This is a genomic window from Brevundimonas sp. (assembly GCF_016463295.1).
Classification (GTDB): domain Bacteria; phylum Pseudomonadota; class Alphaproteobacteria; order Caulobacterales; family Caulobacteraceae; genus Brevundimonas.
Genome location: NZ_JAEMRO010000060.1, coordinates 1 through 12,862, shown reverse-complemented (window position 1 = coordinate 12,862; position 12,862 = coordinate 1). Strand labels below are relative to the sequence as shown.

Annotated in this window: 15 protein-coding genes; 8 read left to right on the top strand and 7 right to left on the bottom strand. The window is 64.7% G+C overall.

Translation table 11 applies throughout. The features are described from left to right. From JHC81_RS11080 to queF, 5 genes are all read right to left on the bottom strand, one after another. Positions 1 to 453 (bottom strand): FAD-dependent oxidoreductase (locus JHC81_RS11080; protein WP_292174533.1); only part of this gene is annotated, 453 nt, incomplete at its 3' end. Further along, positions 450 to 1,316 carry a DUF817 domain-containing protein gene (locus JHC81_RS11075; protein WP_292174531.1) on the bottom strand — a complete coding sequence of 289 codons (867 nt, stop codon included), beginning with the start codon at positions 1,314 to 1,316 and terminating at the stop codon, positions 450 to 452. The genes JHC81_RS11080 and JHC81_RS11075, both read right to left, overlap by 4 nt. Positions 1,317 to 1,384: 68 nt before the next feature. Then, on the bottom strand, positions 1,385 to 2,566 hold the full coding sequence (locus JHC81_RS11070; RefSeq protein WP_292174529.1) for a PepSY-associated TM helix domain-containing protein: 1,182 nt from the start codon (positions 2,564 to 2,566) through the stop codon (positions 1,385 to 1,387). Between the two features lie 7 nt (positions 2,567 to 2,573). Further along, on the bottom strand, positions 2,574 to 4,658 hold the full coding sequence (locus JHC81_RS11065; RefSeq protein ID WP_292174527.1) for a TonB-dependent siderophore receptor: 2,085 nt from the start codon (positions 4,656 to 4,658) through the stop codon (positions 2,574 to 2,576). Positions 4,659 to 4,803: 145 nt separating this feature from the next. Then, positions 4,804 to 5,265 (bottom strand): preQ(1) synthase, encoded by a 462-nt coding sequence (gene queF / locus JHC81_RS11060; protein WP_292174525.1) that lies wholly within the window; start codon positions 5,263 to 5,265, stop codon positions 4,804 to 4,806. 65 nt (positions 5,266 to 5,330) lie between these two features. Here queF and JHC81_RS14445 point away from each other — a divergent pair, with 65 nt between their 5' ends. The 8 genes from JHC81_RS14445 to JHC81_RS11025 all read left to right on the top strand — a co-directional run bounded on the left by JHC81_RS14445 (position 5,331) and on the right by JHC81_RS11025 (position 10,055). Further along, entirely contained in the window at positions 5,331 to 5,861 is a 531-nt protein-coding gene (locus JHC81_RS14445; protein WP_366466106.1) for a TonB family protein, read from the top strand. 185 nt (positions 5,862 to 6,046) lie between these two features. After that, positions 6,047 to 6,979 carry a nitronate monooxygenase gene (locus JHC81_RS11055; protein ID WP_292174524.1) on the top strand — a complete coding sequence of 311 codons (933 nt, stop codon included), beginning with the start codon at positions 6,047 to 6,049 and terminating at the stop codon, positions 6,977 to 6,979. A 33-nt stretch (positions 6,980 to 7,012) separates the two neighbouring features. Continuing rightward, on the top strand, positions 7,013 to 7,729 hold the full coding sequence (locus JHC81_RS11050) for a porin (RefSeq protein ID WP_292174522.1): 717 nt from the start codon (positions 7,013 to 7,015) through the stop codon (positions 7,727 to 7,729). A 37-nt stretch (positions 7,730 to 7,766) separates the two neighbouring features. Then, positions 7,767 to 7,991, top strand: coding sequence for a hypothetical protein (locus tag JHC81_RS11045; RefSeq protein WP_292174521.1), 225 nt, complete (start codon positions 7,767 to 7,769; stop codon positions 7,989 to 7,991). A 150-nt stretch (positions 7,992 to 8,141) separates the two neighbouring features. Beyond that, a complete protein-coding gene (locus tag JHC81_RS11040; RefSeq protein WP_292174519.1) occupies positions 8,142 to 8,354 on the top strand; it encodes a cold-shock protein in 213 nt (70 codons plus the stop codon). A 218-nt stretch (positions 8,355 to 8,572) separates the two neighbouring features. Next, a complete protein-coding gene (locus JHC81_RS11035; RefSeq protein WP_292174516.1) occupies positions 8,573 to 9,166 on the top strand; it encodes a fasciclin domain-containing protein in 594 nt (197 codons plus the stop codon). Between the two features lie 222 nt (positions 9,167 to 9,388). Continuing rightward, positions 9,389 to 9,601, top strand: a complete 213-nt coding sequence (locus JHC81_RS11030; protein WP_292174515.1) for a cold-shock protein — start codon at positions 9,389 to 9,391, stop codon at positions 9,599 to 9,601. A gap of 196 nt (positions 9,602 to 9,797) precedes the next feature. Beyond that, a complete protein-coding gene (locus JHC81_RS11025; RefSeq protein ID WP_292174513.1) occupies positions 9,798 to 10,055 on the top strand; it encodes a hypothetical protein in 258 nt (85 codons plus the stop codon). Between the two features lie 18 nt (positions 10,056 to 10,073). Here the strand turns inward: JHC81_RS11025 and JHC81_RS11020 are convergent, their stop codons facing one another. Together JHC81_RS11020 and JHC81_RS11015 are read right to left on the bottom strand one after the other, a co-directional pair. Beyond that, positions 10,074 to 11,240: a cystathionine gamma-synthase gene (locus JHC81_RS11020; protein WP_292174511.1), complete on the bottom strand. Its 1,167-nt coding sequence runs from the start codon at positions 11,238 to 11,240 to the stop codon at positions 10,074 to 10,076. Between the two features lie 4 nt (positions 11,241 to 11,244). Then, entirely contained in the window at positions 11,245 to 12,648 is a 1,404-nt protein-coding gene (locus tag JHC81_RS11015; protein ID WP_292174509.1) for a pyridoxal-phosphate dependent enzyme, read from the bottom strand. Positions 12,649 to 12,862: the final 214 nt, after the last annotated feature.

Genomic DNA, 12,862 nt, shown 5'->3' with positions numbered 1-12,862 from the left:
CCAGCCCCCCTCCACCACATTCGGCGGGGCCTTCAGTATCCAGTCGCGCAAAACACCCGCCACGACCTCCAGTCGCCGCTCATAGTCCGGCAACCGCGCCGCATCCCGCGCCGAGAATTTGGCGACCTCTCCCGCCGTCCGTCCCTCCCCGGCCAGCAGATAGCGGCCATTGTCGAATGGTAGGAAGTTCGACACCTTGCGCTCGACCACCGCCAACCCGTGCCGCGCCAGGTCCATGTCGGCGATGATCTTCGGGTTCAGAAGACTGACCGTGTAGCTGGCGGTCGAGTTGCGAAACCCCGGGTGGAATTCCTCCGTCACCGCCGCCCCGCCGACCACATGACGCCGCTCCAGCACCGTCACCTTCAGCCCGGCGCGAGCCAGATAGAAGGCACAGACCAGCCCGTTGTGGCCTCCGCCCAGAATGACGACGTCGGTGGTGCTGGTAGTCATGTCGGCTCCCGTTCCGGTCGATGCACCAGGGATACCAGAACGATGGAGATGATCATCAGCAGGAACGAGCTGCCCAGCTTCTCCAGCCCCACCATCTCCCAGCCCGCTTCCTGCCCCGGATAGGCCCAGGCGCGCCCGAAGGTGGCCAGGTTCTCGGCGAACCAGATGAACAGGGCGACCAGAAAATAGCCCAGCAACAGCGGCATCCTCCGCCGCGCCCGGTCCGCCGTGAAATAGAACCAGCCCGGCCCGAACAGCACCGCCGTGGCGATGAACAGGGCGATCCGCACGTCCGGCAGCCAGTGATGGGCGAAGAAGTTGACGTAGATCGCCGCGGCCAGCACCCATGTCGTCCACATCGGCGGATAGCGCCGCACCCGGATGTGAAAGATGCGCTGGACCCGCGCGATATAGCTGCCCACCGCCGCATACATGAAGCCCGAGAACAGCGGCACCATGCCGATACGCAGGACACTGTCCTCCGGATAGACCCAGGAGCCGTGGTACGTCTTGAACAGTTCCATGATGGTGCCGGCGATGTGGAACAGGAAGATGACCCGCGCCTCCTCCCAGCTTTCCAGTTTGAAGATCAGCATGCCGGCCTGGATGGCCAGCGCCCCGACGACCAGGAAATCGTAGCGGCTGATCGCAGATTCATCCGGCCACAGCAGGAAGGTGCCGACGATCATGACCAGCATCAGCCCGCCGAACAGACAGGCCCAGGCCTGTTTGAAGCCGAACATCAGGAACTCGAAGCCGTAGCGCGACCAGGCGGCCCGGTCGGCCCGGGTCTTGATGCGCTCAAGCCATGAGCGGCCCCAGGCTTCGAGAGGGAGGCGGCTGGCGCGTCGATCCTGCAACATATATCCCGCTCGCGTGCTGCGACTCCGTGCTGTTGCCACACTGGCCCGCTGCGAGCGGACGCGAAAGTCTATTCCGCAGGCTGGATGACTTCGATCCTGCGCGCCGGGACCGTTCGCCGTGAAAGCCGCGCCGACCGCTTCCGGGCGAAGATCATCAGGCCGGTGACGATGAAGCCGGACAGCACAAGGCCCGAGACGAAGATGATGATCCGTCCCGTCCAGCCGAAGGCGTGGCCGGTATGAAGCGGAAACAGCCAGGCCTTGACCTCGTCGCCGACCGAGCCGTCGCGCAGGTGGCGGTTCCACAGGACGCCGCCGTCGCGGAAATCGACGACGACCCAGCGGCCACCTGCGTCGTCCAGGTCGCGGGGGTCCTTCAGCCGGATCCAGTAGAAACCCTTGTCCGGATGGGTCGAGATGGCCGCGACCTGGGCCACGTCGGCCTGGCCCCGAGCAATGGTGATGGCCCGGTCGATGGAGACGACGGGGCGATAGTCGGCCTGGGGCAGGCTGGGCAGGGCCTCGGTCGGGAAGGGGGTCAGGGGCGAAACCGCCTCGATCGCCGTGTCGGTCTCGGTCGGCCAGTTGAGGGCCACACCGGTCACCGCCAGCATCAGGGTGATCGGAAACAGCCACAGGCCGGGGGCGCGGTGCAGGTCGAAGGTGATCTTGGCCGATCCGGCCTTCCAGCGGACGCGGAAGCTCTGCATCCAGCGGCGCGCCGTCGGAAAGGAGAGAATGGCCGAGGCGATGTGATCGAACACCCACAGCAGGGCCAGCAGTCCCAGCAGCCAGGTCGCCACCGGCCCCAGGTTCAGGTCCATGTGCAGCTGGTACATGAACTGGCTGAAGCGGCGCGAGTCCAGCCCCGGCTCGCCGAACCGGCGGTCGCCCAGGATCTCGGCGGTGTAGGGGTTGAGGTAGATCTGGCGGTATTCATGGTCGGGGGTCGGCCGACCAGGGGTCAGGACTGGAGCATTGAACACCAGCACGCTGTCGTTCGGCCCCGCCGGCATCAGCAGATAATCGACGAAGGTGCCGGGTTGCGCTGAGCGAACGGCGTCGACCAGGGTCTGGACCGGCAGGGGGTCGCCCGTAGCCTCGACCCGTCGCAGGTCCGGGTTCAGGGCGCGGTCCGCCTCGTCCATGAAGACGATGAAGGAGCCGGTCAGGGCGAGCAGCAACAGCCAGACGGCCGCGATCAGGCCGAACCAGCGATGCCACAGGACGAGAGCCGGCCGCAGCTTCATGGGCGGCTCAGAAATCCGCGGTCAGGCTGAACCGCACGGTGCGCGGCGCGCCGGGCTGGGCAGTGAAGTCGGTCGACTGGAAATAGTTCTCGTCCGCCACGTTAGAGACCACCAGCCGGGCCGTGACCGGCGTGTCTCCGGCCGTGAAGGCGTAGCGGGCACCCAGGTCGAAAGTCGTGAAGTCCGGGATGAAGCGATCATTGGGCAGGTCATAAGCCTGGTCGCCGACGTAACGAACGCTGGCCTGGACGGCGAGGCCGGGCAGCATCGGCACATCGGCGTCGATCCCGGCGGTGAAGACGTGGTCCGGCACGCTGATCGGCCGATCACCCAACGCGGCGGGGTCCAGCGCCTCCTCGATGGCGGCATCCAGATAGGCGTAGCTGGCCAGGACACGCACCCCGTCGATCGGCTCGCCGAACAGGTCGAGTTCCAGCCCCCGGTGCCGCTGCTCGCCGTACTCGCCGAAGACGAGAGTCGTCGGATCCACGTAGGCCGAGGGGCGGGTGATGTCGAAGATCGCGGCGGTCGCGCCGAACCGGCCGAAATCCACCTTGATCCCGGCCTCGACCTGTTCGGACACGCCGGGCGGCAGTTGCTCGCCGGCGTTGACGCCCCCCAGCGGCGCGGTCTGGCCGCGCTCGAACGCAGTCAGGGCGTTGGCGTAGATCGAGATGTTGGGCGCGACCTTGTAGAGAATGGCCACCGACGGGGACCAGTCGTCGCCCTCATAGACCGCGTTCGGTCCACCCGGCGTCGGGGCACCGTAGTTGAAGCTGGCGATCTCGATATTGGTGTAGCGGACGCCAAGCGTCAGCCGCAGCCGGTCGTCCAGCATCGACAACTCATCGGCCAGGACGACAGAGTCGGTCATCGTCTCCTGGAACACATAGACGTTGTCACCGCCGATTACGGCCGGACCCGCCGTCGTCTCATAGCTGTCGGGGTCGTAGATGTTGAAGATCGGCTGGACGTAGGTCGGGTCCAGCGCGATGTCGGTGGCGTTGAAGCGCACGAATTGGCGGCTGGCTGAAAGGGTCAGGGCATGGCCCACCGGACCGGTGACCAGGCGGCCGCGCAGACCGGCGTCGACGTTCCAGAAGTCGTCCCAGTCGCTGACGCCCTGCTGCACGAAGACGAAGCTGTCCGACGTGCCGTCCGCGCCGGTCACGGCGGGCGTCAGGCCCAGGAACAGCTCGTCGGAATCGACTGCACCGCCGACCAGGAAGGCCGACCAGTTCGGCGACAGCTCGACCTGCAACGCCGAGCGCAGGAAGCGGTCCTGATACTCGCGGAAATCCCAGGCCGGGCCGCTGACATCGGCGCCGTCCGGAGCACGCCCGATGGGCACGCCGGGATTGTAGAAATAGCCGCTGGCCGCCCCGTCCAGCCGCTCGTAGCTGTCGCCGTACTGCAGGTCCCAGCTGAACCGCTCGCCGCGCCAATTGAAGGCGATGTGGGCGACGTAGGTCTCCTCGTCGATGTCGTTGACGACCGTCTCGCCCTCCCGCCGGGCGAAGTTGGCACGGATGCCGAACTGATCCTCTGCTCCGAATCGGCGGCTGATGTCGGCCTGGCCGCCGAAGACCGAACCGCCCGCGGCGATCGCCGTCAGCCGTGTCAGGGGCGCCTCGGTCGGCTTCTTGGAGACGTAGCTGATGGTGCCGCCGACGCCGCCGACGACATTGGTGAAGACCGCCGTCGGGCCCTTCAGCACATCGACCCGCTCCAGCATCTCCAGCGGATAGCGGCGGCCCGAGATGGAGGAGAAGCCGTCGTAGCTGCTTTCGAACGGCTCCATGCGGAAGCCGCGCAGCCGTCCGGCGGTCGCGCCGTTCAGATTGGCCGAGTTGGTGACGACGAAGGAAGCGTCGCGGCTGATCAGCTCATTGGAGTTCAGCGCGATCTGGTCGGCGATGAAGGTCTCGGTGAAGCTCTTTAGGCTGACCGGTGTCTCGAACAGGTCACGGTCGCCGAACGCGCCCAACGTCACACCGCGCGAAACCTGGTCACCCGCGATCCTCGGCTGGCGCTGGCCGGTGACGACCACTTCGCCCAGCTGGGTCACGCGGTCCTGGTCTGTCTCGGCCATCGAAACGACGGCTTCAGGCGAGCCAAAACCAAGGGCGCTGGAGAGGGCGGCAAGAGCAAACGACATTCGACGGCTTTCATGCGATTGGTTCGCAGTCGCTTCAGCCGTCAGTCAGTGCAAATCAATCGCAACGTTTGCCGCAGGCCTAGCCCCGCCCGCGATAGGTTGGCACGCCCTGATCGGGCAGCCAGAGGCCGTCCGGAGTTGCGCCGGTCTGCCAGAAGATATCGATGGGGATGCCGCCGCGCGGGTACCAGTAGCCGCCGATGCGCAGCCAGGTTGGTTGCAACAGGTCGGCCAGCCGCTTGCCGATGGCGACGGTGCAGTCCTCGTGGAAGGCCCCGTGGTTGCGGAAGCTGGTCAGGTACAGCTTCAGGCTCTTCGATTCGACCAGCCAGTCGCCGGGCGCATAGTCGATGACGATATGGGCAAAGTCTGGCTGGGCCGTAACAGGGCACAGGCTGGTGAACTCCGGCACCGTGAACCGCGCCAGATACAGCGTATCCGGATGCGGATTGGGCACCCGCTCCAGCACGGCGGTTTCCGGACTGGCCGGGGCGGCGATCATCTGGCCGAGTTGGGAGAGGGAAGAGGTGTCTGTGGTCATGGTTTCGGCTTGCGTGGCCCCGATGCAGCGGGGCATGACAGGAGTATTGGGGAGGACATACGGCTATGCGTGAAGGTTTTCAAAGCGGGCGTGCGGTCGCGGCTCTGGCGACGGCAGTCCTCGTCGGGATCTGGGTGGGGCCTAGCCTGGCCAGACAAACTCCGCCTCTCTCTGCTCCACAAGGTTTTCCGCCCAACAGCGCGCCGCGCAATCCGTCTGCGCCTCCTGCTCTTTCAGATCATCGCCCGCCAGATGTTGCGCTCCCCCGGCGGCCGCCCGTCATCACCAACCCGCGCTGGCTTCAATCTCCGCGACCTGAGTATCCCGCGATCGCAATGGCGAATGGGGTCTATGAAGGGCGGGCCACACTGCAATGCATGGTCACGATCAGAGGCCGGTTGGCAGACTGCGTGGTGGTTGATGAGTCCCCGCGAGAACAGGGTTTCGGCGCCGCCGCTGTCGCTGCGGCAGCCTCGGCCCAGATTGAGCCGCGCACTGTCGACGGGAATGCGACTCCCGGGACGATGCGGTTCACTACACGGTATCAGTCGCCCGAACCGGCACCCGTTCCCCCGCAACCTCCCGCTCGGCGCTGAGCCCGGCGTCTAAAGGGCCACCGTTACGTCCGCTTTTGACGCAGCGTTATGGCAAAACAGTCTCCGTAGCCGCCGTGGAGAGGTCCGAAGTGGACTGAGTGGACCGAGTAGACTCTCTTTTTCGCATTTGCCTTCCCCCGCGACAGCCCGCTATCCGTAGTCAAAGACAACCGAGGGGAAACGTCATGGCCATTCCGGCGTCGCTGCAAAAGGGTCTGAAGCTGCCGGTGATCGCGGCACCCATGTTTCTGGTCTCCGGACCTGACCTGGTGGTCGAGACCTGCAATGCCGGGGCGATCGGCACCTTTCCCTCGCTGAACCAGCGCACGACCGAAGGCTATCGGGAGTGGCTGCAGGAGATCAAGTCGCGCCTAACGCCGGACGCCGCCGCCTACGGCGTCAACCACATCGTCCATCCGACCAATCCGCGCCTGATGGCCGACATGATGGTGTCGGTCGAGGAGAAGGTCCCGCTGATTATCACCTCGCTGGGGGCTGTGCGCGACGTGGTCGAGGCGGTGCACGGCTATGGCGGGGTGGTCTTCCACGACATCGCCAATGTCCGCCATGCCCGAAAGGCCGCGGAGGCCGGGGTCGATGGCCTGATTCTGGTCGCCAATGGCGCGGGTGGGCATGCCGGGGTGGTCAATCCGTTCGCCCTGATCAACGAGGTGCGCGAGTTCTTCGACGGCACCATCCTGCTGTCCGGCTGTCTGTCGACGGGCCAGGACGTGGCGGGAGCCCTGATGTTGGGGGCGGACTTCGCCTATATGGGCACCCGCTTCATCTCCACGACGGAGTCGTCCGCCCAGACGGAGTACAAGCAGATGGTGATCGATTCAGGAGCGACCGACATCACCTATACGCCCGCGGTTTCGGGCATTCCGGCCAACTTCATGACCAAGTCACTGCTGGACAATGGCATCGACCCCAAGACTTTGCCCGAGCACAAGCTGGACATGGGCGAGGAAGCCCGAGCCTGGAAGACCGTCTGGTCGGCGGGACAAGGCTCCGGCTCGGTCCACGACGTGGTTCCGGCCGGGGAGCTGGTCGCTCGCCTAACGTCGGAATTTCATCAGGCCACGGCACAATTCGCCAAGGCGACCGCTTTCATCTAGGAACCCGACGCCTCTTTTCGCGTCTGGTGCCTCATGATCCGTTCCGTTCTCGCCGCCGTTCTGCTGACGGCCGTCGCCTCCCCTGCCCTGGCCCAGGATGCCGAGCCGCAGGACGTCCCGGCCAACTATGGCTCGGACCCTTGGAGCTTCGCCTTCGGTGCGGCGACCGACAACCGTTCCAAGGACGCTTCCAAGTCCGACGGCAATCCCTTCGTCTGGGGCGAGGCTGTCTGGGAGAGCGCCGACGGTTTCTTCTATGCGGGTCCGGCCTTCGAGACGATCGACAGCTCGACAGGCTCCAATCTGGAAACCGAGATCGGCGGCGGCATCCGTCCGCAGTTCGCGGGCTTCGACCTCGATCTGAACGCCACCCACAAATGGCAGATTGATGCCGATCCGGACACGGACGATGACGCCTGGGAGTTCACAGCCGATGTGTCGCGCTCCATCGGTCCGGCCGGAGCCCGCGTTCGCCTGCAACATTCGCCGGACGGGACGGGTTCGACCGAGGCCTGGACCTGGTACGAGGCGCGCGTCAGCTGGGATTTCACCGACAAACTGTCCGGCTCCACCGCCATCGGTCGACGCGAACAGGACAACAGCATCGATTACACGGGCTGGAATGCGGGCTTCACCTATGCCCTGACCCGAACCCTTGAGGCAGACCTGCGCTGGCATGCCACCGACGCCGATGTTCCGGGCGAGCAATACAAGGATGGTCTGGTGTTCGGGATATCGGCGGCCTTCTAAGGGTCGCAATCAACGCCGGCGGCCCTATATTGGTCACATGAGCAATCTCCGTCAGACCACCCTCGAACGCGCCTATGACCTGGCGCGCAGCGGAAGCTGCCGCACCGTCAGCGAGATCAAACAGGCCCTGTCCGCCGAGGGATACGAGCGTATCCAGGACTCGCTCTACGGCCCCACCTTGACCTCGGCCCTGCGCAAGCTTTGCCAGGAACACTACATCGCCACGCCCGAGGAAGAGACCCCGGACGAAGCTCCGGCTTGATTTCGCCACGTGGACCCGTCATGATCGTTGACGTCGATCTTACTGCGTAACGCCACCCTCTGCTTTCGCACCGAGGTCCAGCCGCTCCCATACAGACCCGACAGGCCTCCAGGGATGTTCCCTGCGGCCAACGCCAGAAGGAGGTCTATTATGGCTACCGGCACCGTGAAATGGTTCAACTCCACCAAGGGCTACGGCTTCATCCAGCCCGACGACGGCGGCAAGGACGTGTTCGTGCACATCTCGGCCGTCGAACAGGCCGGCCTGCGTGGTCTCGATGAGAACCAGAAGATTTCCTACGAAATCGAGCGCGACAAGCGTTCGGGCAAGGAATCGGCTGGTCAACTGAAGACCGAGGGCTGAACCCCTTCGCGTTGATCTGATCGACGCGTGATTTCGAGCGGCGGCGAGGGCAAGGGCCTTCGCCGCCGTTTTCGTAGGTGCCCAGCAACACCGATCCGTCGATCGGGTTCCATGCTGTGGCCAGTGGTCGCGATCCGACGTTTTGTTGCATCTCGATGGTACGCTTGCGCGTCTCTGCACTCGCAGCCGCAACGACGGCTGGTTCAGGAGAGACTTCGATGACCTTCAAGATCACCCGTACCGCCCTCATCGCCGCCTTCGCCGCAGGATCGCTGGCTACGGCCGCCCACGCCTCCGGCGACGTCGCCAGCGCCTCGTCCGCTATCCAGGACCCGGTCACGGTCGGCGGCGCGCCCATGTATGCCAACAAGACGATCGTCGAGAACGCCGTCAACTCCGCCGATCACACCACCCTGGTCGCCGCCGTGACGGCAGCCGGCCTGGCCGACACCCTGTCGGGACCGGGGCCTTTCACAGTCTTCGCCCCGACCAATGCTGCTTTCGCCAAACTGCCGGCCGGCACCGTCGATACGCTGGTCCTGCCGGAGAACCGCGAGACCCTGACCAAGATCCTGACCTATCACGTCGTGCCGGGTCGTTTGGCAGCGGCTGATGTTCTGGCTGCGATTCAGGCGGGCGGCGGTCGTGCGGCCCTGACCACCGTCTCGGGCGATACCCTGACCGCATCCCTGCGCGGCGATCAGGTCATCCTGACCGACGAAAAGGGTGGCGTGGCGACCGTTACCCAGGCCGACGTGTTCCAGTCGAATGGCGTGATCCACGTCACCGACACCGTCTCCATGCCCAACTAAGAGCGTTTCGGCGGGGTGCTCCAGAGGGCACCCCGTCGTCCCTTTTGGACAAGCGCCTTGCTATTCCGGGCCAAAGGGCCCACCTGTGTACCCGTCGATCTCACTTGCGAAACGCTGCTGCCCCTTTGCATCGCGCACCGAGGTCCAAAGCCGATCCCATCCAGACCCGACAGGCCGACCCGGAACCTCTTCCGGCGGTCAACGCCTAACGGAGGTCTCAAAATGGCTACCGGCACTGTAAAATGGTACAACTCCACCAAGGGCTACGGCTTCATCCAGCCTGACGACGGCGGCAAGGACGTTTTCGTCCACGCTTCGGCTGTTGAAGTTTCGGACCTCGGTTCGCTCAACGAAAACCAGAAGGTTTCCTACGAAATCGAGCGCGACTCGCGTTCGGGCAAGGAATCTGCCGGTCGCCTGAAGGCCGCCGAATAGGTTTCGATACCCTTTGGTCAGGCACATCCTGACTGACGGACGGGCCGGCCTCTGCAAGGAGACCGGCCTGTTTGCTTTTTGCTCCACGCCAAGGCCGACAGACCTGGATGCCGAGTAATACCGCACAGATCTGGCGCTCAAGCAGCGAGCCTCCGCGAGGCAAGCGTTAGCGCCCTTCACAAAGAAGGATCACGCCATGACCCCCCTGGCCGAAAAACTGCCGACGATGAGCGACGCCGACCTGAAGGCGCTGCGCGCCAATGCCGCCCGCATGGTCGGTCACGGCTCACCTGTTCAGGCGACCACAGCCGCTGACATCATCCCGCTGATCGACGACGAGGTTGTGCGCCGTGCCGGCCTGCCCGCCGCCGCCCCCAAGAAGCGCGCGCCCGCCAAGAAGAAGGTTGTGCCCGCCTCCGGACACCAGACCGCCCTGCCGTCCAAGGTCGCCTGACCTTCGCAGAGCGCGCCTTCAGCCGAGGGCCTGATCCAGATCGGCGATCAGGTCATCCACCTCTTCCACACCAACCGACAGGCGGATCAGATTGTCGGTGACGCCGCCCGCCTCGCGCACCGCTTTCGGGACAGAGGCGTGGGTCATGATGGCCGGGTGATTGACCAGGCTTTCGACCCCACCCAACGATTCCGCCAGGGTGAAGACCTGCACCCGCTCCAGCACCTGGCGCGTCCGCGCCAGGTCGCCATCGAGGATCACCGTCACCATGCCGCCGAACCGACCGTTCATCTGACGCGCGGCCAGATCGTGCTGGGGATGGGTGATCAGGCCGGGATAGATGACCTGGGCCACACCGGATTTGCGGTCTTCCAGCCAGCGGGCGACGGCGAGAGCATTCTCGTTGTGCGCCTTCATGCGCAGTCCGAGGGTCTTCAGGCCACGATTGGCCAGGAAGGCGTCGAACGGCCCCATCACGCCGCCGATGGAGTTCTGCAGGAACTTGATCTCTTTCGCCAACTCCGCATTCGCCGTGACCAGCGCCCCGCCGATGATGTCGGAATGGCCGTTTAGATACTTGGTCGCCGAATGCATGACGACGTCGGCCCCCAGCGACAGGGGTTGCTGGCTGAAGGGCGTGGCGAAGGTGTTGTCGACGACCAGCAGAATGTCCCGCGATTTGGCGAGCGTGGACAGGGCGGCGATGTCTGCCAACTTCATCATCGGATTGGTGGGGGTCTCGACCCACAGCATCTTCGTCTTCGGTGTGATAGCGGCCTCGACAGCGTCCAGGTCGCTGAGATCGACATAGGCGAAATCCAGCCCCATTGAGCGGCGGCGAACGCGCTCGAACAGACGCCATGAACCGCCGTACAGATCGTCGCCCGTGACGATGTGCGACCCGGCATCCAGCAGTTCCAGTGCCGTCGAGGTGGCCGCCATTCCGCTGGCAAAGCCGAATCCGTGGGTTCCGCCTTCCAGGTCGGCCAGGCACGCCTCGAAGGCTTCGCGCGTCGGGTTCTTGCCCCGCGCATACTCATACCCCTTGTTCACGCCCGGACTTTCCTGGGCATAGGTCGAGGTGGCGTAGATGGGCGTCATGACCGCCCCGGTCGTCGGGTCGGGGCGCTGACCGGCATGGATGGCGCGGGTGGAAAAGCCCTGCGCGTTCTTGAGACTGGCCATGGGCTTACCGGTTCAGGCTGAGGTGGTTGATCAGGTCGACTCGGGCGATCAGGCCGACGAACTGTTCGCCGTCCAGAACCAGGGCCACCCGGTCGCGGTCGAACAGGGGGATCAGGGCTTCCAGCGGCTCACCCACCTGAACCGTATCCAGATCACGCGTCATGACCTCGCCGACGGGCTTGGCGAAACGCGCCTGGCGGGTGATCTCGTCGGTATTCATCACGTGAACGATGTCGCTCTCGTCGAGGATGCCGACCAGGCGACCGTCCTGGATGATCGGCAGCTGCGAAACGTCGGCGCCGCGCATCCGCTTGAAAGCCGTATCCAGGGTGTCGTTCGGCCCGGCCACGACAACGTCGCCTTTCGCATATTTGCGCGTGATCAGGTCCGACAGGTCGCCATGTAGCTCGCGTTCGCCCAACCCCTGATCGGCCAGCCAGGCGTCGTTATAGACCTTGGACAGATACTTGGCCCCGGTGTCGCAGACGAAGGTCACGACTCGCTTGGGCTCGGTCTGTTCGCGGCACCAGCGCAGGGCGGCGGAAATCAGGGTACCTGACGACGATCCGGCGAGGATGCCCTCCTTCAGCAGCAGCTCTCGCACCGTCGCGATCGCCTCTGCATCCGGGATGGAATAGGCCTTGTCGATCAGGCTCATGTCCGCCGTGTCGGGCACGAAGTTCTGACCGATGCCCTCGACGGTGTAGCTGCCTTCCGGGCTGGGGACCCCATCGTTGACGATACCGGCCAGGACCGAACCCACCGGGTCCGCCAGAATGATCTGGGCGTCCGAGCCCTGGCTTTTCAGATACTGGGCCACGCCGGTGATCGTGCCGCCCGAGCCTATGCCGGCGACATAGGCATCGACATCGTGCCCCATCTGCTCCCAGATTTCGGGTCCCGTCGTCCGCACGTGCGCTTCGGAATTAGCGGTGTTGGCGAACTGGTTGACGAAGAAGCCGCCCGGAATTTGCTGGGCCAGACGCTCCGCCATGTCGGTGTAATATTCCGGATGGCCGTGATCGACGTCCGACCGGGTCAGCCGAACATCGGCCCCCATGGCGCGCAGATGCTGGATTTTTTCCTTGGACATCTTGTCCGGAATGACCAGAAGCACCTTATAGCCCTTGGCCTGCCCGACCAGGGTCAGTGCCAGACCCGTGTTTCCAGCCGTCGCCTCGACGATGGTGCCGCCGGGTTTCAGATACCCCTCCCGCTCCGCCGCATCGATCATCGACAGGGCGATACGGTCTTTGATCGATCCGCCGGGGTTCTGGGCCTCCAGTTTCAGGAACAGGCGGCACGGGCCGGTGTCGATCTTCGTCACCTCCACCATCGGTGTCTTGCCGATCAGGTCCAGCAAGGAACCGGTCGGGCCGGACAGGACGGGCGTAGAGGCCAAAGACATTTAAAACTCCGAGGGACGTTCGCGCCGGAAGCTAGGCGCGCCCCCTCTTCACCACAACACGCCGCGCGAGATTTTGACCTCTCGAAGAGCGCCAAAGCGCGGTATCAAGGATTCCAAATGACAAAATCATCCAGCCAGCCCCCTGCCGGCCTCCCCGACCCGGACACCCTGCTGGCCTTCCTGCGCGAAGCGGGCACGGCCGAGAAAACCGATA